Genomic DNA, 22076 nt, shown 5'->3' on the forward strand with positions numbered 1-22076 from the left:
CCCGGCCTTGTTCGGGTTATACCGATGGTGTAAAAGGTATAACCTTTATCCGAAAGGGTTTTACCATGGCGCTCGGCACCATCGGCATCAAGGTCAGCGACGAGGTTCGGGCGCGGCTGAAGCAGGCGGCGGACAAACTGGGGCGGACGCCGCATTGGGTGGTGAAGCAAGCCCTGCTGAATGCACTCGATCAGGTCGAGCGGGGCGGCGGGCTGGCCGCCGCGGACGGGGTTGCACCCGGCAGCGACGACGGTGACCCCGAAGGCGCGGTCCCGTTCCTCGAATTTGCCCAGGGAGTGCAGCCGCAAGGGGTGCTCAGGGCGAAGATCACCGCCGCCTACCGCCGGCCCGAGCCGGAATGCCTGCCCTATCTCCTGGCGCAGGCGGCCCTGCCTCCTGCGCAGCGGGCCCGGGCAGCGGCGACGGCCCGGGACCTCGTCGTCGCCCTGCGGGGCAAGGCGCGCCACGGCGGGGTCGAGGGGCTGATCCACGAATATTCCCTGTCGGCGCCGGAAGGGGTCGCGCTCATGTGCCTGGCGGAGGCGCTGCTGCGCATCCCGGACAAGGCGACCCGCGATGCCCTGATCCGGGACAAGATCGCCGCGGGCGACTGGCAGGCCCATATCGGCCACAGCCCGTCGATGTTCGTCAATGCGGCGACCTGGGGTCTGGTGGTCACCGGCCGGCTGACCGCGACCACCAGCGAGACGGGGCTGTCCGCCGCCCTGACCCGGCTGATCGGCCGTTCCGGCGAACCGCTGATCCGCAAGGGCGTCGACCTCGCCATGCGCATGATGGGCGAGCAATTCGTCACCGGCCAGACCATCGCCGAGGCGCTGGCCAACGCCCGGAAGCTGGAAGAGCGGGGCTTCCGCTATTCCTACGACATGCTGGGCGAGGCGGCGACGACGGCGGCCGATGCCGACCGCTACCTCGCCGATTACGAAACCGCGATCCACGCCATCGGCAAGGCCTCCGGCGGGCGCGGCATCTACGAGGGGCCGGGGATTTCGATCAAGCTCTCGGCCCTGCACCCGCGCTATGCCCGGGCCCAGATCGAGCGGGTGACGGCGGAGCTTCTGCCCCGCCTCAAGGGCCTCGCCGTGCTGGCCCGGCGTTACGACATCGGTCTCAACATCGATGCCGAGGAATCGGAACGGCTGGAACTGTCGCTCGACCTGCTCGAAGCGCTCTGCTTCGATGCCGATCTGGCCGGATGGAACGGCATCGGTTTCGTCGTCCAGGCCTATGCCAAGCGCTGTCCCTTCGTCGTCGATTATCTGGTCGATCTCGCCCGGCGCTCGGGCCGGCGCCTGATGGTCCGCCTGGTCAAGGGCGCCTATTGGGACAGCGAGATCAAGCGCGCCCAGGCCGACGGGCTGGAGGGCTTTCCGGTCTACACCCGGAAGGTCCATACCGACGTTTCCTACCTCGCCTGCGCGCGGAAACTGCTGGCGGCGCCGGATGCGATCTATCCCCAGTTCGCGACCCATAATGCCCAGACGCTGGCCGCCGTCATGGCCATGGCGGGCGACAATTACTATGCCGGCCAATATGAATTCCAATGCCTGCACGGCATGGGCGAACCCTTGTACGAGGAAGTGGTCGGCCGCGAGCGGCTGAACCGCCCCTGCCGGATCTATGCCCCGGTCGGCACCCATGAGACGCTGCTTGCCTATCTCGTGCGCCGGCTGCTGGAAAACGGCGCCAATACCTCCTTCGTCAACCGCATCCAGGACGAGGCGGTGCCCGTCGAGGACCTGATCGCCGATCCGGTCGAGGCCGCCCGCGCGATCGAACCCCTGGGCGCGCCCCATCCGGCGATCCGCCTGCCGCGCGACCTGTTCGGGGCGGAACGGGCCAATTCGGCCGGCATCGATCTCGTCAACGAGCAGCGCCTCGCCTCGGTCTCGGCAGCGCTGCTGGCCGGCCTCGACACGAGGTGGACGGCGGGCGATCCCCTGGCCCCCCGGGTCCCGGTGCGCAACCCGGCGGATCACCGCGACATCGTCGGCCATGTCGCCTTCGCGACACCGGAACAGGCGGCGGCCGCCGTCGAGACCGCGCTGGCGGCGGCCCCGATCTGGGCGGCGACGCCGCCGGCGGCGCGGGCCGCCTGCCTGTGCCGCGCCGCCGACCTGATGGAAGCGCGGATGACCGCGCTGATCGGCCTCATCGTCCGGGAGGCCGGCAAGACCTTGGCCAACGCGGTCGGCGAACTGCGCGAGGCGGTGGATTTCCTGCGTTACTACGCGGCCCATGCGCGGGCCTTCGACGGCCATGGCGACCGGCCGCTCGGCGCGGTCGTCTGCATCAGCCCGTGGAACTTCCCGCTGGCCATCTTCACCGGCCAGGTCGCGGCGGCACTCGCCGCCGGCAATGCGGTGCTGGCCAAGCCGGCGGAGGAAACGCCCCTGATCGCGGCGGAGGCGGTCAATCTGCTGGTCGAGGCCGGGGTGCCGGCGGGGGCCGTGCACCTGCTGCCGGGCGACGGCGCGGTGGGCGCGGCGCTGGTCGCCGATGCCCGGGTGCGCGGCGTGATGTTCACCGGCTCGACCGAGGTCGCCCGGCTGATCCAGGGGCAATTGGCCGGCCGCCTGACGCCGGAGGGCCAGGCCATTCCCCTGATCGCCGAAACCGGCGGCCAGAACGCCATGATCGTCGATTCCTCGGCCCTGGCGGAGCAGGTGGTGGGCGACGTCCTCGCCTCCGCCTTCGACAGCGCCGGGCAGCGCTGTTCGGCGCTTCGCCTGCTGTGTATCCAGGAGGAGGTGGCGGAACGCACCCTGGCCATGCTGAAGGGGGCGCTGGCCGAACTGTCGGTCGGCAACCCGGACCGTCTCGCCACCGATGTCGGGCCGGTGATCGGGGAAGAGGCTCGGGCGACGATCGAAGCCCATGTCGAACGCCTGGGCGGCCGGGGCCGGGCCGTGCACCGCCTGCCCCTCGGCGAGGCGGCGCGCCACGGCACCTTCGTCGCCCCGACCGTGATCGAGATCGAGAGTCTCGACGACCTGGGGCGGGAAGTCTTCGGTCCCGTGCTCCATGTCCTCCGCTTCCGGCGGAAGGACCTGGATACCCTCGTCGACCGGATCAACGCCACCGGCTATGGCCTGACCTTCGGGCTGCACACAAGGATCGACGAGACCATCGCCCGGGTGGCCGGCCGGGTCCATGCCGGGAATATCTACGTCAACCGCAACGTCATCGGTGCCGTGGTCGGGGTCCAGCCCTTCGGCGGCCACGGGCTGTCGGGCACCGGGCCCAAGGCGGGCGGGCCGCTCTACCTGTCCCGCCTGCTGTCGCGCCGGCCGGACGGGGTGCTGAAGGGCGACGGCCAGGGGGTGGCGGCGGTGGCACCCCTGGCCGATCATCTGGCGGCGGGCGAGCGGGGCGACCTCGCGCCGCGCCTGCTGCGGCTGGCGGAACGCTCGCCGTTGGGCGTCCGGCTGGAATTGCCGGGGCCGGTGGGGGAGCGGAATATCTACAGCCTGCGCCCGCGCGGGCTGGTGCTCGGGCTTGCCGCCGGCGTCGACGGGTTGCTGCTGCACCTCGGGGCGGCGCTGGCGACCGGCAACCGGCTGGCGGTGGAGGCCGGGCCGGCGGCGGACGGGCTTCTGGCCGCGCTGCCGCCCGGGCTTGCCGCCGCGGTCGAGGTCGTCGCCGACGGGGTGGCGGCGGCACCCGTCGCCGCCGTGCTCTTTGCCGGCGACGGCGATGCGCTGGCCGCCGTCTCGCGGCGCCTGGCCGCCCGGCCGGGGCCGATCGTCACCCTTCAGGGCATTGCGGGGGACGAGGATTACCACCTCGACCTCCTGCTCGAGGAAGTGGTGGTTTCGACCAATACGGCGGCGGCCGGCGGCAATGCCAGCTTGATGACCATCGGCTGACCCGCTGCCGGGCCGGGGCAGTGCCCGATTTCGGCACTTGCCCGGGGCGCCATGCCTGCTACCCTCCCCTGACAAATAATCAGGGGAGGGTCGGGTGCAGCAGCGCATTTCCATCCAGCAGGATTTCCGCATGCCGGTGGCGGAACTCTACGCCTTGCTGTCGGAGCATGAGAACCTGTCCAAGGTCTTCGCCCCGGCGGTGGTGACGCGGCTGCGCGACGGCGATACGGTGCGGAACGGCGTCGGTTCCGTGCGGCGCCTGAAGATGCCGGTCGGCGCCCCCTTCGAGGAAACGGTGACCCAAGCGGTCGAGAACGAGCTGATCGAATACCGCATCACCAGCGGCAGCCCCTTGAAGAACCACCTGGGGACCATGCGCTTTTCGGCGCGGCCGGGCGGCGGTTCGCATCTCGACTACACCATCGTCTTCGAGGGCAGGGTGCCGTTCATCGGCGGGCTCGTGCGCCTTCTTCTCGACCGGGGCATCCGCCGGGGGCTGGGCGCCTTCGCCTAATCCGATGCCCGGTCCCTAATTTGTCCCCTGGTCGATGACGATGGTCGCGGTCATGCCGGCGGACAGGCGGACCTCCGCCGGCACCGGCCCGAGGGCGATGCGCACCGGGATGCGCTGCGCCAGCCGGACCCAGGAAAAGGTCGGGTTGACATTGGCCAGAAGATCGCTGCCCTGGGCCGCCTCGCGGTCGACGATGGCGCGGGCGATGCCGGCGACCTTGCCCGGGATCGCCGTGTCGAAGCCCATCAGGCGGATCGAGGCGTCCGCCCCCTCGCGGATCGCGGCGAGCTTGGTTTCCTCGAAATAGCCGACGACATAGAAACTGTCGCTGTCGACGATGGCGAAGACGGGCCTGCCCCCGCTGGCGTAATCGCCCAGGTGCAGTTGCAGGTTGGTGACATAGCCGTTGACCGGGGCCCGCACCTCGGTCCGCGCCAGGTTCAGGCGGGCGGCGTCGAGGTCCGCCTCGGCCTGGCGCAGCGACGCCTGGGCCTGGGCGGCGGCGCTGGCCGCCTGTTCGCGGGATTCGGCGGTGATCGCGTTCGATCCCAGCTGGTTGCGGCGGGTGCTTTCGCGCTGGCGCTGGGCGGCCTGTTCCTGCAAGGCGGCGACCGTCGCCTCCGCCCGCGAGACGGCGATCCGATAGCGCTCGGCATCGATGGTGAAGAGCAGGTCGCCGCGGGCGACCTTCTGGTTGTCGACGACCTCGATCGCGGTGACGAAGCCCGAGACGTCGGGCGCGATCTGCAGGACATCGGCCCGGACGCGGCCGTCCCGGGTCCAGGGGCTGTCCATGTAGAGCGCCCAGAGATAGAGGCCGGCGGCGATGGCGACGGCGACCGCGGCAAGGGTGAGGGAGACGCGGACGAGGCGCGGCGGGATGGTCATGGGCGGGAACTCCGTCAGCGGTGCAGCAGGGCGGCGACGCCGGCCAGCACCATGAGATAGAGGGCGGTATTGAACAGCGGCGGGTGCCAGATCAGGCGATAGGCGCCGGCGGCGGCAAGCCCGGCGCGCAACAGCCACCACAGGCCGGCGGCGATCGCCGCATAGAGCAGCAGGGGCGAGAGATAGACGCCCGCCAGGCTCAATTCCTTCAGCAGCATCATGCGGCGACCTCCTCGGGCGGGGCGGGGGCGGATTCGGGCGGCAGGCGGAAGAAGCCGGCATGCTCGCCAAGGCTGGTGCGGATGCCGGAGAGGGCGACGACCAGGGTGGTGACATGGGCCTCCGGCGCGTCGGCCGCCAGCGCCCGTGCCGTCGCGGCGTCGAGGGCGGCGAGCAGGTCCGGGCCGGCCCCGGCCCCGGCGAAATGGCGCCCCAGGGCGGCGATGCCGGCCCCGGCGGCGGCGCGCAGGGCGGGATCGAATTCGCCGAGCGCCTGCTGCACGAAGAGGATGTTGTGGCCGATGCGGAGCGCGGCGAGACTGCCCTGGAGGATCGCCCGGTGGTCCAGGTCGTCGGGCCCGAGGCGGGTGATCAGGGCATTGATGCGATCGAAGGTATGGCTGGCGAAACGGCCGTGGTCGCGGCCCGCCGGTGCCGCGCAGAGGGCGGCAAGGTCGCGCCGGATGCCCTCGACGTGACGCTGCACGGTCCAGTCGACGCCGAGCGGCCGCAGCAGGCGGAACAGCACCACCGAAGCGCCGATGCCGAGGATCAGGGCGAAGGCCGCGTTCAGAAACGCCTCGAAGGCGAGCACCGGCCGGTTCTGCAGGCCGATGATGGCGATCAGGCTCATGATCAGGGGCATCACCATAGGGGCGAAGCGGCGATTGGGGATCAACAGGCCGAGCGGCACCAGGACGAGGCCGAGGCTGACCGCAAGCTGGGTGAAGCCGTCGATGGCCGGAAACACCGCATAGTCGTAAAGGGCGGCGACCGGGATGGCGACGGCGCTGAGCTTCAGGAAGCCGAGGGCGCCGGCGGCCGGATCGTCCAGCGTCGCCATCAGCGAACAGACGACCACGACCAGGGTCGCGGCGGTGCCGCCATAGCTCCAGCCGGTACCGATCCAGAAGGCCGAGACGGCGGCAAGGGCAAGCGCCGCGACCAGGGCGCCGACCAGGGCCTGGGTATGGTCGCGATAGCGCGCGAGGCCGGGGGCGGGGCCCTTGCCCGGCTTGGCCTCGCCGCGCAGGAAGGCGCGGGCAAGCCCGCGCAATTCGCCCATGGTGGTCAGCACGTCGCGAAGCCGGGCGAGCACGATATATTCGAGGCGCCGGGCGGGATCGGCGCGGAGCGCGGCGAGATCCGGCAGGGCGGCGGCCAGGCGGCGGCGCAGGCCCGGCACCGGCCGGCCGGCCTCGATCGCGGCGGCGGCATCGTCGAGCAGGGGGGCGAGGGCCAGGGCGCGGTCCGGCCGGTCGCGAAGCAGCAGGCGGTGCCGGTCCTGGATCGAGACCAGGATCGAGGCCAGCGACAGCAGCCGGGCCTGAAGATGGCGCAGGGTCTCGTCCTGGGCGCGGATGCGCGGCGTGTCCAGCCGGGCCTGGGCGCGCAGCAGGTCGACGGTCATCAGATCGGCCAGCAGCTTGCGCCGGTCGGCCAGCGCCGCGCGGTCGTCGCCGGTGCCGCGCAGGACGTCCGCCGCCCACAGGCGAGCGGCCTGCACGCTGTCGCGCACGGTGCGTACCAGCACGCGGCCGGCGGTCAGCGGCAGCACCACCCGGCTGACCAGGGTGGCGCAGCCGATGCCGAGGCAGATCTCGGTCACCCGGGCGACGGCGGTATCGAAGACCGCGAGCGGCGTCTCGACCGCGGCGAAGCCGACGATGGCGGCGGTATAGCCGGCCAGCATGGCGCCGTAGGAACCGGGCGCGTCGCGCAGCAGGATCGAGACGTAGAGACACGCCCCGACCCAGAGTGCGAGGCCGGCGACGAAGAATTCCCGCGCATCGGCGAAACAGGCGATCAGGGTCACCGCCATGGCCGCGCCGGCGAAGGTGCCGGCGATGCGGGCGGCGGATTTCGCCAGTACGGCGCCGGCCAGCGGCTGGGACACGATATAGGCGGTGAGCAGCGCCCAGGTCGGCTGCGGCAGGTCCAGGCGCAGCGCGATCCAGGCCGCCAGCATGCCGGCGCCGAACGTCTTCAGCGAGAAGGCGAGATCGCGGGCGAGGGCGGTCATGGCGCCCCGGCCCGGCGTTTCGCCGGCACCGCCATACGGGCGCAATTGTCCTGCACCCGGGCGAAGACCTTGAGGCAGGTCTCGATCGCCGCCGGGTCCAGGCCGTCCAGCAGCCGTTCGTGCAGGCCGAGGGCGTCGAGGCGGATGCCGGCGGCCAGCGTCCGGCCGGCGGCGGTCAGGTGCAGGGTCTTGGCGCGGCGGTCGTGCGGGTCCTCGCGCCGTTCGATCAGGCCGGCGGCCTGGAGATTGTCCAGCAGGCGGACGAGCGACGGCCCCTCGATCCCGAGGCTGGCGGCCAGCCGGTTCTGGTGCAGCCCCTCGCCCAGGATATGGATGTGGATCAGCGGGCGCCAGGTCGCCTCGCTCAGGCCGTGGACGGCGAAAGCCTCGTCCAGGGCGCGGCGCCAGGCGCGCATCGTGGTGATGAGCTGAAAGCCGAAAGTGTCGATATCCATTTTCATGCTATTAATTAGCTTCCTACTAATTATATTTTGAATTGTTATCCGGGGAAGGCAGCCCTGCATCCGGCGCAGGGCCCCATCGCCGGTTTCCACTTTGCCGGAAACCGCGCTAGGTTGCCCGCTCGCATCGCGAGGGGACCATGGCGTTCAGGGTGAAACTGCCGCAATTCGAGGTGGAGATCGAGGTGCCGCGCGGCATGACGATCCTGGATGCCGCCCTCGACGAGGACCTGGACTATCCCTTCTTCTGTCGGGGCGGCACCTGCGGGCGCTGCAAGTCGGTGCTGGTCTCGGGCGCGGTCGACCTGAAGCCCTATGCCGGCTTCGCCCTGACCGAGCGCGAGGCGGCGGCCGGCCTGATCCTGGCCTGCCGGGCCCTGCCGCAGGCCGATTGCGAAGTCACTTTTCTGGACGCGCCGGCCACCCCCGGCTGAAGGACCCGCCATGGCCATCACCATCGCCACCTGGAACATCAATTCGGTGCGCCTGCGCATCGGCATCGTCGAACAGTTTCTGGCCGGCCACGCGCCGGACATCCTGTGCCTTCAGGAAATCAAGACGATCGAGGACGCTTTCCCGCGCAATGCCCTGATCGAGGCCGGCTATCCCCATCTGGCCATCGCCGGGCAGAAGGGCTATCACGGCGTCGCCATCGCTTCGAAAATCCCGTTCAAGACGGTCGAGAAGGACGATTGGTGCGCGATGGGCGACGCCCGGCACCTGCGCGTCCGGCTGGAGAACGACGTTCTCCTCGATAATTTCTATATCCCCGCCGGCGGCGACGAGCCGGACCCGGCGGTGAATCCGAAATTCGACCACAAGCTGAAATTCCTGCGCGAAATGGTCCAATGGGGCGAGGCCCGCCGCGCGCAGACCAAGCGGGCCGTCGTCGTCGGCGATTTCAATGTGGCGCCGCTCGAACATGACGTCTGGAGCCACAAGAAACTCCTCGACGTGGTCAGCCATACCCCGATCGAGACCGATCTCCTGGCCGAGGTCCAGGCGGCACACGATTGGGTCGACGCCGTGCGCCATTTCGTGCCGGCGACCGAGAAGCTCTATTCCTGGTGGTCCTATCGCGCCGCCGATTGGGCTGCCGCCGACAAGGGCCGCCGTCTCGACCATATCTGGGTGACGCCGGACCTGAAGGACGGCCTGGTGTCGACGGAAATCCTGCGCGCGGCCCGGGGCTGGGACAAGCCGTCGGACCATGTCCCGGTCCTGCTGACCCTGGAGGTCTGAAAAATTGCTCCCATTTAGGAAGCATTAACCCGGCATATGTCCCCATTTCGGTGATAAACCTTTCTTGGGCGGATCACCGGAATGACCAGGAACAAGCGCTTCGCCTTTGGCCCCCGTGCCGGCCGTTGTGTTTCGGTGTCTTTGCTTGCCTTGCTGGCCGCCTGCGGTGGCGGCGGGGGTGGGGGCGGGGGCGGCGATGCCACCGCGGCCTCCGGCGGCTCCAGCGCCGCGCCGGAAGCCGCCCTGACCGCGCCCGCCACCCAGACCCCCGCGGCCGTCCAGGCGGTCGATACGGTCGCCAGCCTGGTGACGGCGCCGGTCGCCGCGCTCACCGCCCAATTGGTGCCGGCGCCCGCCGCCTCCTTCGAGACGGCGGAATATTGGCGGAACTACAGCCTCGACATGATCAACGCTTCCGCCGCCTATGCCACCGGGGCGTCGGGCCAGGGCGTGGTGGTCGCGGTCAACGACGGGCTGGTCGATACCGGTGTCGCCGAACTGGCGGGGCGGATAGCCGGCGGCGGCCGCAACCTGACCGACGACACCACCGTGAACACCCACGCCACCCATCTCGCCGGGATCATCGCCGCCAACCGCAATAGCAGCGGCATGGAAGGGGTGGCCTGGTCCGCCACCATCCTGCCGGTCGCGAGCTTCGTCGACGACGGCGACGGCAACCGCGGTGCCGGCAGCGCCCCTTATGACGGCATCGCCTATGCCGCCGATGCCGGGGCCGACATCATCAACAACAGCTGGGGCTCCGCGGTCGGCGATCCGCAATCGGCGGCCCTGGTCGCGGCGGTGCGCCATGCCGCCCGGCTCGGCGCCATCACCGTCTTCTCGACCGGGAACGAGGGCAAGGCCCAGCCCGGCACCACCGCCCTGGTGCCGCAGACGGCGCCGGACACCCAGTCCCTGTTCGTCGCCGTGACCGCGGTCGGCAGCAACGGCGTGCTCGCCACCTATGCCAATGCCTGCGGGGCTGCGGCCTCCTGGTGCCTGGCGGCGCCCGGCTCGCGCATCACCTCGAGCGATGCGGGCGGCGGCTATGTCAGCATGAGCGGAACCTCGATGGCGGCGGCGGTGGTTTCGGGCGCGCTGGCCGTCGTCACCTCGCGCTTTCCGGAACTGACCTCGGCCCAGGTGGTGAGCCGCCTGCTGGCCACCGCCGATGCGACCGGCCGCTATGCCGACAGCGCGACCTATGGCCGGGGCCTGCTCGACCTCGGCGCCGCGACCCGGCCGATCGGCACCCTGGTCGCCAATGCGGTCGGCAGCACGGTTTCGACCGGTAGCCTGACGGCCTCCGCCGCGGGCAGCAGCCTGACCGGCAATGCGGTCCTGGGCGATGCGCTGGTGCATGCCCTTGCCGCCGTGCCGGTCGCCCTGTTCGACAGTTACGACGGTGCCACCTTCGCTGGCGACCTGGGCGATCTGGTGTCGGCCGGGCGGGGCCTCGATGTCGGCGATCTCGCCTTCGGCGATTTCGGCACCGGCTTCTTCGCCGCGCGTTCGGGCGGGCCCGGCCTCTCGCTCTCGCTGTCGGAACGGCGCCAGGATATCGGCGCCTATGCCGCCCTTCAGGGGCTGTCGCGCGCGGGCACGGAAACCGTGGTCGCGGCCCGCCTCGCCCTCGACAAGGGGACGGTGCTGTTCGCCGGCCTCAACGCCGGCTTCGCCGAGGTGGCCCCGGCCTATGCCGACCTGCCCTATCAGGCGGGGCTTGCCCTCAGCGACGGCGCCTTCGTCCCCGGCGTCCTGGCGCTGGCGGACGGCGGGGCCATGCTCGGCATCGACAGCGCGCTCGACGGCCAGGTCGCCCTGACCGTCACCCTCATGAACAAGGCGCCGGGCGACGATATCGGCGCCGGTGGCGCCAGTGCCGCCGAGGCGCGGCTGCGCTTCGACGCCGGCGGCGGCCTGACCCTCGAAGGCGGCATCGCCTATCTCCGCGAGGAGGGCGGGATGCTGGGGGCGTCGGGCACCGGGCTGCTCGCCGTCGAGCGGGCGGAAACCGTCCAGGTCTCGGTCGGGGCGCGCCTCGCCCTGTCGGCCGATACGATGCTCTATGCCCGCTACGACCGGGCGACCACCCGCTCCCTCGATTCGGGCGCCTTCATCGGCGGGGCCGAGATCGCCAGCGATGCCTGGAGCCTTGGCGTGGTCGGGCGCAATGCCGCCATGGCCGGCGATTTCTGGGGGTTCGGCGCCCATCAGCCCCTGAGCGGGCGGGGCGGCGACCTCGTCCTGGACCGGCCCCTCGGGCGCGATGCGGACGGCAGGGTCTACGGCGATACGGTCGCCGTCGGCCTCGACGGCGGCGGGCGGGAGGTCGACCTCGAAGCCTTCTACGCCCTGCCGGTGGGCGAGCGCGGCCTGTTCGGCGTCAACCTGCTCTATGTCAGCCAGCCGGGCAACAGCGCCGCTGCCCCGGACGAAGTCCTGGGCATGCTGCGCTATCGCCAGCGGCTGTGGTGATCAGCGGCGGTCGCGCAGCAGGGCGGTGGAACGGTCCAGGCGGCGGGCCAATTCGCGCATGACCGCGATGCCGACGCCGGGGAATTCCTGCACCAGGTCGAAGAACAGGTCGGCGTCGAGGCGCAGCACGGCCACTTCCGTATCGGCCTTCACGGTCGCGGTGCGCGGCACGTCGGCCAGCAGGGCGACCTCGCCGAACAGGGTGCCGGCGGGCACCCCGCCCACACGGATGGTCGAGCCGTCGGCGGCATCGACCAGGGCCGAAGCCTCGCCCGACAGCACGACATAGACCGCGTCGCCCGCCTCGCCCTGGCGCACCAGGAGGGTGCCGGCGGGCACGGTCTGCCGCTCGGCGGCGAAGGCGATCAGCTTGAGACGCGCCGGATCGACGCCCTGGAACAAGGGCACGCCGGCAAGGGTCGCGGCGTCTTCACTCAGGCTCATGTCACAATTCCTCTTCCGGCCGCATCACCCGGCCGCGCTCCATAGTTACCACACGATCGAAGCCCTGCGCGTGGCCTGCATCACCGACGGTGGCGACGACACAGGCACCGGCGGCGGCTTCCTCGCGCAGGATATCCATCACGCTGGACCGGCACGCACTGTCCAACGTGCCGAGCACGTCGTCCAGCACGATCACATCCGGCCCGCGCAGCAGGGTGCGGGCCAGGATCAGGCGCTGGCGCTCGCCGGGGGCAAGGCGCGCCCCGCCGATGCCGACATCGAAGGCAAGGCCGAGGCGGCGGATCGCCGGCCCGAGGTCCAGGTCCTCCAGCACCTGGGCGGCCAATTGCGGCACCCGCGTCGATGCCCCCGCCCGGTCGAGGGCGATCCGGCCATAGAGCACATTGTCCAGGATCGAGGCGGCGGGGTTGATCGCCGCCGGCTCGAAACGGGAGATGCCGGCGGCCAGGGCCGGGGGCAGGGCGGCGGCCAGCGGCTGGCGGGCGGCGACCACCGCCGCCTTCAGGCCGTCGTCGATGGCATTCAGCCGGTGGCGGGCGGCCACCACCCGGAACGGCAGGTTCAGCAGCAATTGCCGGTCGCCCTTGGCCGGCGGCACCGGGCCGAGGCCGGCGATCACCTTCAGGCGGCGCAGTTCCTGGGCACTGACCAGGGCGAAGCGCCGCACCATCTCATGCCCGGGATCGAGATCGGCGAAAAGTTCGACCATCACGCCGGCGATGCGCCGCCCGGCCTCCAGCAGCCGGTCCAGAAGCCCGGCCCGGGCCAGGAAATCCTGGATGAAGGGATGGTCGGCCAACCGCTCCGGCACCAGGGTACCGTCGCGCGGCAGGCCGAACAGCAGGTTTTCCGCCAAGGTCGCATGGTCGTTGTAGCGCTCGGGATCGAAGCGGGCGATCAGGGCCTCGTCGCCGCCGGCCGCCAGCCGTTCGGCCAGCGCCGCCCGGGCGGCGATCAGGCCGGCGGCCAGGGCCGGCTCCTGGCTCGCGGTCAGGCTTGATTGCAGGCCGAGGCGGAGCAGGGAATCGTCGAAGCCGAGGCGGGCCAGTAGGGCGATCATGCGGGTATCGAGGCCGGCCCGGTCGGCGACCCCGGCGGCGGCGTAATCGATCCAGTCCGCATCCGCCGCATCGGCCGGGTTGCCGGCCCGGGCCGCCTCGTCCTGCGCCGGGGTCGGGGCGCCGGCGGGCGGTGCCCGGCGCAGCCCGAACACGAGGTTGGAGCGGATCGAGCCGGCATGAAGCCCCGAGCCCGGCCCGACATAGGCGAGATGCCGGCCCGCCGCCTGCATCGACAGGTCGGCGACCCGGTGGCCGCCGACGGCGATATGGCCGCCCGCCGGCTCGATCAGGCCGGCGAGCGCCTGGGCCAGGACTTCCCGCCCGCTGCCGGTCGGCCCGGCGATGGCGGTCAGCCGCCCGGCGGCGACGGTCAGGAACACCCGGTCGAGGAGGATGGCCTCGCCCTCGTCGCGGACGGTCAGGTCCTCGACCGTGATCGAGGAGCCGCGCAGGGACGGGATCTCGGTCTCGGCGCCCGGGGCCGGGCGCAGGTCCGGGCGGTTGAACAGGCGCAGGGTGGTGTCGTATTTGACCTCCGCGTCTTCCCGCGCCTGATACCAGTCGAGCAATTCGCGCCAGGGCGCCGCCATGTCCTTATGCGCGGCCAGCACCGCGACCAGGGTGCCGATGCCGAGCCGGCCCTCCAGCACCAGGATGCCGCCAAGGGCGTAGAACAGGATCGGCCCGGCCTGCTGGACCAGGGTGTTCACCGTCTTGATGGCGAATTTCTCGCCGTGGATCGACAGGCGGATGGCGAAGATCTCGCCCAGGCGGGCGCCGATCCAGGCCCGGGTCCAGCGCACCTGGCCGTTGGCGTGAATATCGGTGATCAGGCGGAAAGTCTCGTCGATCCGCTCGCCGAAGCCGCGCATCAGGATGCCGCGCCGGCGCGACAGCGCATTCACCCGCCGCTGCAGGCGCGGCACGATCAGCATCGAGGCGGGATAGAGCAGCATCGCGCCCAGCGCCATCAGGGGATCCTGCAGGAACAGGAAGGTCAGGATCACGACCAGCGTGCCACCCTGATAGGCCGGCACCGCCACCGCATCGCCGACATGCATGCTGAGGGCGTCCAATTCGCCGCCCATGGTCGCCATCGTCTCGCCCGCGGTCCGCTGGCGGAAGGCATGCAGCGGGAAGCGCAGCACCAGGGACAGGATCTCGAAGCGGATGCGGCGCAGCGCCCGCTCCGCCGTCAGGCAGCGCAGCCGGTTGATGGCAAGCCGGAAGCGCTGGTTGATCAGCACGAGCAGGAGGAGGAGCGCGCATTGTCCGGCCAGCATGCCCTCGGTCGTCAGGGACAGGCCGGCGGGCAGGGCAAGGCCGAACACGCGGAAGCCCCCGGTCATGCCGCCGCCGATCAGGGCGACGATTTCCTTCGGCATCTCGTAATAGAGCCAGAGGAAGGGAAAGGAGGCGAAGGCGATGCCGAGCAGGGCGAACTGGCTGCGCGCCGTATGCCGCCACAGGAAACGCGCGAAGGTCGGCTGCACGCCTGAACGCCCTTGACCGGGGAGAGGGGGATCAGCCGGCCCGGACCACCGGCGCGGCGGGCAGGGTGCCGTCGGCCGGCGCGGTCGGCGGCGGCAGGATTTCGGTGATGGCGCCGGGGGCGCGCCAATGCAGGCTGTCGAAGGAATGGCAGGCCGGGCAATGGGGCGCCCAGGCGGCGGGGGTATGGCCGCAGGCATCGCAGAACCAGCGCGGCTCGCCCTCGCCCGAATTCGCCTTTTCGTGCCATTCGGCGGCGCGGCGCTCGTCGCCCTTCTCGCGCCGTTCCAGTTCGGCCAGCAGGTCGAAGGTCCGCCGCGTCGCCTCGTTGTTGGTGACGAGGACCATCAGCGCTTCCCGCGCCACCGCCCATTGGCGGAGGTTGAGCGATTGTTCCGCGGCCAGGAGCCGGCTTTCCCGCGCCCCGGGATTGATGGCGGCCAGGGTTTGCAGGCGCTTCGCCTTTTCCTCCTCGCTCGCCTCGGGGGCGATGGCGGCATAGGCGTCGGCGAGATCGGGGTGCGGGCTCTCGCCCCAGGCGTTTTCGATCAGCCGCTCCGCCTTCCGCAATTTGCCGGAGGTGGCGAGCAGGCGGGCCAGCCGGGTGGTCGCCGCGATCAGGCCGGGGGCGAGCGTATGGGCGGTCTCGGCCAGGGACAGGGCTTCCCGCGTGTCGCCCCGGGCCAGCGCGGCATCGGCCTGGCCGACGAGCACGACCGCGCGGTGGCGCTTGCCCTCCGCATTGTCGATCAGCTTGTGGCGAAGGGCGCCGACCAGGGTCTCCTCCGCCGCGCGCCATTCGCCGAGGGCGGCTTGCAGGCCGAAGATCTCGCTCGCCACCCAGGGCGCGCCGGGGCGCAGCGCCTGGGCTTCCCGGGCGCGGGCCAGCGCCGTGTCGTTGTCGCCCCGGCGCCGCGCCATGACGATCAGCCCGCGCAAGCCCAGGAATTTCGTCTCGTCGTTTTCCAGCATCAGGTGATAGGCGCGCTCGGCGGCGGCCATGTCGCCGTTCAATTGCGCCGCCTGGGCCGCCAGCAGCAGGGCGAGGGGGGACCCCTCGGTCGCGCCTTCGGCCGCGACGGCCTGTTTCTTCGCGTCCCGGGCATCGCCGGCGGCGACCGCGACGAGGCCGCGCACCAGCGCCAGTTCACCCTGGCGCCGCCGTTTCAGTTCGCGCCGGCGGGCAAGGATACGGGGCCCGCGCGAGACCAGCAGGATCAGCCGGCCAAGGGCGGCCAGCACGGCGACCAGCAGCACCAGGGCGACGAGCAGCACCCCGACCGAGGTTTCGATCCGGTAGCCCAGCCATTCGACGGCGATCGCGCCCGGCCGGTCCGCCAGCCAGGCGGCGACGGCGGCGATGCCGAGAAGGACGGCGAAAATCGCGGCGATCTTGAGGACGGCGCGCATGGCTCAGTTCGCCTCGGCAAAGCGGGCGGAAACTTCGCCGTCCAGCAGGTCGACCGCCGCTTCGGCGGCCAGCCGCGCCTCCGCTTCGGCGCGCCAGGGGGCAAGCGCCGCGGCCGCCCCGCCCTGGAGCCTGGCGATCTCGGCGACGGCACCCGCCAGGTCGTTGCGGGCCAGCCGGACCTCGGCCCGGGCGATGACGGCGGCAGCGTCTTCCCCCGCCACCTCGCCCACCGGGCGGATGGTGACCAGATTGCCGGCCTCGGCCAGCAGGCGGTCGACGACATCGGCATCCGCCGGAATATTCGCCGCCTGCACCGCGGCACGGGCCAGGGGCGAGAAGGCGGTGGCCAGGGCCGCCCGCGTCGGCAGGCCCTTGTCGGCCCGGGCGGCCAGGGTTTCCAGCGCCTTGCCGATCGCCGGCTCGGCCAGGAGCTTCAGGGCTTCGAAATGGCTGTGCACGGTGGCGAGTGCTGCCGCATAGGGCGCTTCCGCCGCCAGGGCGCCGCGCAGCCGGCCGATGCCGTAGACGAGGGCGACGCCGCGGCCGACCGCGCGTAATTTCTCGGTCTCGGCGGCGATGCGCGCGTCATTGGCACCGGCCGCCGCCTTCAGGGCGGCGATCTCGCGCTCGAGGGCGGCGATCTGGCCGGCGTCGGCGGCGGGGGCGGCCAGTTTCGCCTCGATCGCGGCCAGGCGGGCCGAGAGGGCGGCATCGGCCATCAGGCCGGGCGCGGGGGCCGGTGCGGGGGCGGCCGGGGTCGCCTCCTCCTCGGCGGCGGCGTCCTCGGCCGCGCCCAGGCTTTCCTCCAGCACGCCTTGGCGTTCGCGCAAAGCGGCGATCTCGCCGCGCAATTCTTCGAGCGCATCCTTGTCCGCCGTGGCGGGAAGTTCGGCGACCCGGGCTTCCAGGGCCTGGATCTTGCGGTCGAGGCCGGCGACGGCGGCCTCGAGGGCGCCCAGCCGGGCATCGCCGGCGGCGGCAACAGGGGCGGTCGCCGCCGGGGCCGGGGCCAGGGTGGTGGCGATACGGTCGCCATAGCGGTGCCAGACGAAGGCGCCGGCGCCGATCAGGGCGATGGCGGCAACGCCGTACCAAAGGCTCCGGCGCGAGCCGCGGGCGGGCGGCGGCACCGCATAGGCCGGCGAATCGAGCCGGGGCGGCGGGTCTTCCAGCGGCTTGTCGAGCACCGGGATCTCGGTTTCGGCAGCAGGCGGTTCGGGAGCGGCAACGGGGCCGGTCCCGTCGCGCTGGTCGAGGTCGTCGCGCTGGTCCGGGGCTGAACCCGGCTGGTCGGGACGCTCGGTCATCTCATGCTCCGTTGCTTGCGCCGGTGCTTCCGCACCGGCCTCGCCGATCAGGGCTACCAGGGCGGCTTCGGTCGGCTCGGCCGCGACCCGGACCCGGCCGAAGCCGAGCGGTGCCAGCGCCGATGCCACCGCCGCCGACAGGCAGTAGGCCGTCATGCCGCCGAAATCGATCTTCGGCGACAGGACCGAGGCGAGGGTAACAAAGGTCGCCGCAGTGCGGGGAGAGAAAAACAGGATGCCGTCGAAAGCCCCGGCATGCAGCCCCTCCACTGCGTCCGGCGGCAGGCGGTCGACCGGCACCGCGTCGTAAAGCGCGACCCGCTCGACCGTGAAGCCGCGGGCGCGGAGATCGCCGGCAAGATCGCCCGCCACGGTGGCGCCGCCGGCGTGGATCAGCCGTCCCGCCGCCGGTTCGAGGGCGCGGGCGACGAGGGCGGTCAGGGCGACGACATCGCCCTCGGCGCTGACCACGGTTTCGAAACCCGCCTCGCGGGCCCGGCGCGCGGTCGAATCGCCGACCGCATAGAGCGGAATGTCGCGCCGCTCCACCGCCCGGGCGAGGCCGGCGATGCCGTTGCCGCTGGTCACCAGCAGGGCCTGGGCGCCCACGGTGTCGATCGCGGCATCGGCACGGAAGCGGATTTCCAGCAGGGGCGCCAGCACGCTGTCGTGGCCGTGGCGTTCCAGGGCCCAGGCGAGGCGCCGTGCCTCTTCCTCGATTCGGGTGATCAGCAGGCGCATGGGCGGTCAGGCTCCGCGCAGGAGGTCGCGGGCGCCGCGCGCCAGCAGGTCGCGGGCGGCCTCGGCGCCGATCGCCGCCGCATCCCCGGCGGCGCCGCGGCGTTCGACGGTCAGGCGGGCGCTGCCGTCGGGGGCCAGGGTCTCGCCCAGGAAATGCAGGCTGCCGGCGCCGTCCAGCCGGGCGAGGCCGGCGATCGGCGTCCGGCACGAGCCGTCCAGCCCGGCCAGGAAGCTGCGCTCGCAGGCGGCGGCCAGGGCGCTTTCGGCATGGTTCAGGGGCGCCAGCAGGCGGGCCGCCGTCTCGTCGCTACTGCGGCGCTGGACGCCGACGATGCCCTGGGCGATCGCGGGCAGCATCACCTCGGGTTCGAGAATGCCGTCGGCCCGCTCCGCCATCCCGAGCCGGCGGAGGCCGGCAAGGGCCAGGAAGGTGGCATCGAAGGCGCCCTCGGCGATCCGGGCCAGCCTGGTACCGACATTGCCGCGCAAGGGCTCGACCACGAGATCCGGGCGGCGCGCCTTCACCTGGGCGCCCCGGCGCAGCGAGGCGGTGCCGATCCGGGCCCCCGGGGCCAGGGCGTCGAGGCCGGCGGCGCCGATCAGGGCATCGCGCGGGTCTTCCCGCTCCAGGTAGCAGTCGATGGTCAGGCCGTCCGGCGGCGCCGTCGCCACATCCTTCATGGAATGGACGGCGAGATCGATGCTGCCCGCCAGCAGGCCGTCCTCGATTTCCTTGGTGAACAGGCCCTTGCCGCCGATCTCGGACAGGGTGCGGTCCTGGACGCGGTCGCCCGTCGTCTTGATGACGGCGATCTCCGGCACCGGCAGGCCCGGGTGGGCCGCGACCAGCAGGTCGCGCACCATATGCGCCTGGGCAAGGGCAAGGGGGCTGCCCCGGGTCCCGATCTTCAAGGTTGCTTGCAAGGTCCGTGCTTCCAATGTTACGGCACGCATCTAACATTCACCTCGCCCACAAGGAAACCCCCCGGCATGGCCGAGACGCCCGCCCTGGTGCTCGGAATCGAATCGTCCTGCGACGAGACGGCGGCTGCCGTGGTGGCCGGCGACCGGCGGATCCTGTCCAATGTCGTGCTGTCGCAGCTCGACGATCACCGCCCCTATGGCGGCGTCGTGCCCGAGATCGCGGCCCGGGCCCATGTCAGCCATCTCGACGGGCTGATCCGCCGCGCCCTGGACGAGGCGGGGGTGACCCTGGCCGAGATCGACGCCATCGCGGCGACGGCGGGGCCGGGGCTGATAGGCGGCGTCATCGTCGGCCTGACCACGGCCAAGGCCCTGGCCCTCGGCGCGGGCAAGCCGCTGATCGGCGTCAATCACCTGGAAGGCCATGCCCTGACCCCGCGCCTCGTGGCCGAGGTGCCCTTTCCCTATCTGCTGCTGCTGGTCTCGGGCGGGCATTGCCAGTTGCTGGCGGTCGAGGGGGTGGGGCGCTATCGCCGTCTCGGCACGACGATCGACGATGCGGTGGGCGAAGCCTTCGACAAGACGGCGAAACTGCTCGGCCTCGGCTATCCCGGCGGGCCGGCGGTGGAACGGGCGGCGGCGGCCGGCGATCCGGCCCGCTTTGCCCTGCCCCGGCCCATGATCGGGCGGCCGGGCTGCGACTTTTCCTTCTCCGGCCTGAAGACGGCGGTGCGCGAGACGGCGGCGGCCCTGCCCCAGCCGCTGGCTGAGCAGGACAAGGCCGATCTCGCCGCCAGTTTCCAGGCCGTGGTCGGCGCCGTCATGGTGGACCGGACGCGCCGCGCCATCGCCCTGATGCCGCCGGGCAGCCCCCTGGTGGTCGCCGGCGGGGTCGCCGCCAACAAGCACCTGCGCGCCCGGCTGGAAGCGCTGGCGGCGGCAACGGGCGTGCCCTTCGTCGCCCCGCCCATCCGTCTCTGCACCGATAATGCGGCCATGATCGCCTGGGCCGGGATCGAGCATTTCCGCGCCGGCCGGCGCGATCCCCTGGACCTGAAGCCGCGCGCCCGCTGGCCCCTGGATGCGGCCGCCGCGGCGCCGGGCGCCAAGGCCTGATCGCTTTCAGGACAGAATCACGCCGACCGAGCCGACGACGGCGGCCGTCGCCTCCGCCTCGGCGCCGGGACCGTCGCCCGCGGGGGCGTCCAGGATCGCGGTCAGGGTGCGGATGATGTCGGCCAGGGTCTCCGGCGCGTCCCACAGGCGATGCGGCCGGCTGCGGTCGCCGAGTGCGGCCTCGCGCAGCGCCAGGACCCCGGCCAGATAGGCGCCGATGAAGACGAAGCGCTGGTTCTGCATCGCGGGGCTCAGTTTCGGCAGCAGCCGGCGCAAATGGTCCAGGCAGCGGAGATAGCCCGAATTCCACCGCCCCTCCAGCGCATCCATGAACAGGTCGCGCCGGTTCAGCATCAGCATCTGGATGAAGCGGATATAGGCTTCCTCCTCTCCCGCCGCCGCAAGGCCGATGGAGGGTTCGACCAGGGCCGCCGCGATATCGGCGATGCGCGGCCGCCGCCCGCCCGCCTCCAGCCGGTCCAGCATCGCGTTGCGCCGCTCGTCGATCACCCTGGCGCCGTCGGTGACCAGTTCGCGCACCAGCGCATCCTTCGAGCCGAAGTAATAGCCGACGGCGGCATGGTTCTTCTGGCCGCAGGCCTCCGCGATCCGGCGCACGGTGACGCCGTCGACGCCGTGGCGCGCGAACAGGCGCAGCGCCGCCCTTTTCACCTGATCGCGCGGCGTCAATCCCGCCATGGCCGTGCCTCCAGCTTCGTCTTGACAGGCTATTCCGAACGGCTCACTGCTTTCAAATAAATTATCCAATTGACTTAAATAAGGGGAGGGGAGATGCCCGAGCGGGAGATACCGGTCGATCTGGCGGCGCTGGCGGCCTGGATGACCGCCCGGGGCCTGGGCCGGGGGCCGATCGGCGGGGCGCAACTGTTGGCGGGCGGCACGCAGAATATCCTGCTGCGCTTCGAGCGCGATGGGACCTTCTATGTCCTGCGCCGGCCGCCGCTGCATCTGCGTGCCCATTCGAACGAAACCATGCGCCGCGAGATGCGCATGCTGGCGGCGCTGGCCGGCACCGACGTGCCCCACCCGCGCCTGATCGCCGCCTGCCCGGACGAAACCGTCCTTGGCGCCGCCTTCTACCTGATGACCCCGGTCGCGGGCTTCAACGCCACCACCGGCCTGCCCGCCCTGCATGCCGGCGATCCGGCCCTGCGCCGGCGCATGGGCCTGTCCCTGGTCGAGGGCATCGCCCGCCTGGGCGCGGTCGATCACCATGCCGCCGGCCTCGGCGATTTCGGCCGGCCGGAGGGATATCTGGAACGCCAGGTGGCGCGCTGGCGCGGCCAGCTGGATTCCTATGGCGAATATCCCGGCTGGGCCGGCCCCGCCGCCCTGCCCGGGGTGGCGCGCATCGCCGACTGGCTGGACCGCCACCGGCCGCCGCTATTCACGCCGGGCATCATCCACGGCGACTATCACCTGGCCAACGTCATGTTCGAGCACGGCGGGCCGGAACTCGCCGCCATCGTCGATTGGGAATTGACCACGATCGGCGATCCGCTGATCGACCTCGGCTGGCTGATCGCCACCTGGCCGGACGAGGCGGGCACTGCGGTCGCCGGCCTCGGCGTCACGCCCTGGACCGGGTTCCCGGCGGCGACAGATCTCGTGACACATTACCGGTCCCTCAGTGCCCGCGACCTGTCGCATGTCGATTGGTATGCGGTCCTCGCCTGTTACAAGCTCGGCATCATTCTCGAAGGGACGAACGCCAGGGCCGGCGCCGGCAAGGCGCCCAAGGCGACGGGGGACCTGCTGCATGCGGCCGCGGTCGCGCTGTTCGAGCGCGCCGCCGGCTGGATTTCCTGAACAGCGTGGGGAGGG

Annotated in this window: 17 protein-coding genes; 7 read left to right on the forward strand and 10 right to left on the reverse strand. The window is 71.6% G+C overall.

Annotation, left to right across the window (positions count from 1 at the left end; genetic code table 11):
* Positions 1-65: 65 nt before the first annotated feature.
* Both putA and DKG75_RS17965 read left to right on the forward strand, forming a co-directional pair.
* Entirely contained in the window at positions 66-3890 is a 3825-nt protein-coding gene (gene putA, locus DKG75_RS17960) for a trifunctional transcriptional regulator/proline dehydrogenase/L-glutamate gamma-semialdehyde dehydrogenase (RefSeq protein ID WP_109922546.1), read from the forward strand.
* Between the two features lie 94 nt (positions 3891-3984).
* The gene (locus DKG75_RS17965) at positions 3985-4404 is read left to right on the forward strand and encodes an SRPBCC family protein (RefSeq protein ID WP_208111881.1); all 420 of its coding nucleotides are present in this window, start codon (positions 3985-3987) and stop codon (positions 4402-4404) included.
* Between the two features lie 15 nt (positions 4405-4419).
* Here DKG75_RS17965 and DKG75_RS17970 read toward each other — a convergent pair whose 3' ends face one another.
* Genes DKG75_RS17970 through DKG75_RS17985 form a run of 4 tightly spaced genes read right to left on the reverse strand, consistent with a single transcriptional unit; the run spans position 4420 to position 7995 of the window.
* Positions 4420-5292 carry an efflux RND transporter periplasmic adaptor subunit gene (locus tag DKG75_RS17970; protein ID WP_166646262.1) on the reverse strand — a complete coding sequence of 291 codons (873 nt, stop codon included), beginning with the start codon at positions 5290-5292 and terminating at the stop codon, positions 4420-4422.
* A 14-nt stretch (positions 5293-5306) separates the two neighbouring features.
* Positions 5307-5513, reverse strand: coding sequence for a DUF1656 domain-containing protein (locus tag DKG75_RS17975; RefSeq protein ID WP_109922547.1), 207 nt, complete (start codon positions 5511-5513; stop codon positions 5307-5309).
* A complete protein-coding gene (locus tag DKG75_RS17980) occupies positions 5510-7534 on the reverse strand; it encodes an FUSC family protein (RefSeq protein ID WP_133636676.1) in 2025 nt (674 codons plus the stop codon). The genes DKG75_RS17975 and DKG75_RS17980 overlap by 4 nt, the downstream gene beginning before the upstream one ends.
* Complete coding sequence (locus DKG75_RS17985) at positions 7531-7995, reverse strand: MarR family winged helix-turn-helix transcriptional regulator (protein ID WP_109922549.1); 465 nt, start codon at positions 7993-7995, stop codon at positions 7531-7533. The genes DKG75_RS17980 and DKG75_RS17985 overlap by 4 nt, the downstream gene beginning before the upstream one ends.
* Before the next feature lie 140 nt (positions 7996-8135).
* Here DKG75_RS17985 and DKG75_RS17990 point away from each other — a divergent pair, with 140 nt between their 5' ends.
* The 3 genes from DKG75_RS17990 to DKG75_RS18000 all read left to right on the forward strand — a co-directional run bounded on the left by DKG75_RS17990 (position 8136) and on the right by DKG75_RS18000 (position 11715).
* Positions 8136-8429, forward strand: coding sequence for a 2Fe-2S iron-sulfur cluster-binding protein (locus tag DKG75_RS17990; protein ID WP_109922550.1), 294 nt, complete (start codon positions 8136-8138; stop codon positions 8427-8429).
* Positions 8430-8439: 10 nt separating this feature from the next.
* Complete coding sequence (locus tag DKG75_RS17995) at positions 8440-9237, forward strand: exodeoxyribonuclease III (protein ID WP_109922551.1); 798 nt, start codon at positions 8440-8442, stop codon at positions 9235-9237.
* An 81-nt stretch (positions 9238-9318) separates the two neighbouring features.
* Entirely contained in the window at positions 9319-11715 is a 2397-nt protein-coding gene (locus DKG75_RS18000) for a S8 family serine peptidase (RefSeq protein ID WP_109922552.1), read from the forward strand.
* Here DKG75_RS18000 and DKG75_RS18005 read toward each other — a convergent pair whose 3' ends face one another.
* Genes DKG75_RS18005 through hemC form a run of 5 tightly spaced genes read right to left on the reverse strand, consistent with a single transcriptional unit; the run spans position 11716 to position 19103 of the window.
* The gene (locus tag DKG75_RS18005; protein ID WP_109922553.1) at positions 11716-12159 is read right to left on the reverse strand and encodes a Crp/Fnr family transcriptional regulator; all 444 of its coding nucleotides are present in this window, start codon (positions 12157-12159) and stop codon (positions 11716-11718) included.
* Position 12160: 1 nt separating this feature from the next.
* Positions 12161-14734 (reverse strand): ABC transporter ATP-binding protein, encoded by a 2574-nt coding sequence (locus DKG75_RS18010; protein ID WP_166646263.1) that lies wholly within the window; start codon positions 14732-14734, stop codon positions 12161-12163.
* 31 nt (positions 14735-14765) lie between these two features.
* A complete protein-coding gene (locus tag DKG75_RS18015) occupies positions 14766-16142 on the reverse strand; it encodes a heme biosynthesis protein HemY (RefSeq protein WP_109922555.1) in 1377 nt (458 codons plus the stop codon).
* A gap of 3 nt (positions 16143-16145) precedes the next feature.
* Entirely contained in the window at positions 16146-18191 is a 2046-nt protein-coding gene (locus DKG75_RS18020) for a uroporphyrinogen-III synthase (protein ID WP_109922556.1), read from the reverse strand.
* A gap of 6 nt (positions 18192-18197) precedes the next feature.
* A complete protein-coding gene (gene hemC / locus DKG75_RS18025) occupies positions 18198-19103 on the reverse strand; it encodes a hydroxymethylbilane synthase (protein ID WP_341809828.1) in 906 nt (301 codons plus the stop codon).
* A 78-nt stretch (positions 19104-19181) separates the two neighbouring features.
* Here hemC and tsaD point away from each other — a divergent pair, with 78 nt between their 5' ends.
* Positions 19182-20231, forward strand: a complete 1050-nt coding sequence (tsaD, locus tag DKG75_RS18030; RefSeq protein WP_109922558.1) for a tRNA (adenosine(37)-N6)-threonylcarbamoyltransferase complex transferase subunit TsaD — start codon at positions 19182-19184, stop codon at positions 20229-20231.
* 6 nt (positions 20232-20237) lie between these two features.
* Here the strand turns inward: tsaD and DKG75_RS18035 are convergent, their stop codons facing one another.
* Complete coding sequence (locus tag DKG75_RS18035) at positions 20238-20930, reverse strand: TetR/AcrR family transcriptional regulator (protein WP_109922559.1); 693 nt, start codon at positions 20928-20930, stop codon at positions 20238-20240.
* Between the two features lie 93 nt (positions 20931-21023).
* On the opposite strand from DKG75_RS18035, the gene DKG75_RS18040 reads away from it, so the two are divergent.
* Positions 21024-22061: a phosphotransferase family protein gene (locus DKG75_RS18040; RefSeq protein ID WP_109922560.1), complete on the forward strand. Its 1038-nt coding sequence runs from the start codon at positions 21024-21026 to the stop codon at positions 22059-22061.
* The last annotated feature ends 15 nt before the right edge of the window (positions 22062-22076 follow it).

The sequence above is a fragment of the Zavarzinia compransoris genome (genome assembly GCF_003173055.1).
GTDB lineage: Bacteria > Pseudomonadota > Alphaproteobacteria > Zavarziniales > Zavarziniaceae > Zavarzinia > Zavarzinia compransoris.

Coding starts and splice junctions, on each gene's coding strand:
- tsaD (WP_109922558.1), top strand. CDS start 19,182: ATGGCCGAGACGCCCGCCCTGGTGCTCGGAATCGAATCGTCCTGCGAC.
- DKG75_RS17980 (WP_133636676.1), bottom strand. CDS start 7,534: ATGACCGCCCTCGCCCGCGATCTCGCCTTCTCGCTGAAGACGTTCGGC.
- DKG75_RS18015 (WP_109922555.1), bottom strand. CDS start 16,142: ATGCGCGCCGTCCTCAAGATCGCCGCGATTTTCGCCGTCCTTCTCGGC.
- DKG75_RS17975 (WP_109922547.1), bottom strand. CDS start 5,513: ATGATGCTGCTGAAGGAATTGAGCCTGGCGGGCGTCTATCTCTCGCCC.
- DKG75_RS18035 (WP_109922559.1), bottom strand. CDS start 20,930: ATGGCGGGATTGACGCCGCGCGATCAGGTGAAAAGGGCGGCGCTGCGC.
- DKG75_RS17970 (WP_166646262.1), bottom strand. CDS start 5,292: ATGACCATCCCGCCGCGCCTCGTCCGCGTCTCCCTCACCCTTGCCGCG.
- DKG75_RS18005 (WP_109922553.1), bottom strand. CDS start 12,159: ATGAGCCTGAGTGAAGACGCCGCGACCCTTGCCGGCGTGCCCTTGTTC.
- DKG75_RS17985 (WP_109922549.1), bottom strand. CDS start 7,995: ATGAAAATGGATATCGACACTTTCGGCTTTCAGCTCATCACCACGATG.
- DKG75_RS18000 (WP_109922552.1), top strand. CDS start 9,319: ATGACCAGGAACAAGCGCTTCGCCTTTGGCCCCCGTGCCGGCCGTTGT.
- DKG75_RS17990 (WP_109922550.1), top strand. CDS start 8,136: ATGGCGTTCAGGGTGAAACTGCCGCAATTCGAGGTGGAGATCGAGGTG.
- DKG75_RS18020 (WP_109922556.1), bottom strand. CDS start 18,191: ATGCGCCTGCTGATCACCCGAATCGAGGAAGAGGCACGGCGCCTCGCC.
- DKG75_RS17995 (WP_109922551.1), top strand. CDS start 8,440: ATGGCCATCACCATCGCCACCTGGAACATCAATTCGGTGCGCCTGCGC.
- DKG75_RS18040 (WP_109922560.1), top strand. CDS start 21,024: ATGCCCGAGCGGGAGATACCGGTCGATCTGGCGGCGCTGGCGGCCTGG.
- putA (WP_109922546.1), top strand. CDS start 66: ATGGCGCTCGGCACCATCGGCATCAAGGTCAGCGACGAGGTTCGGGCG.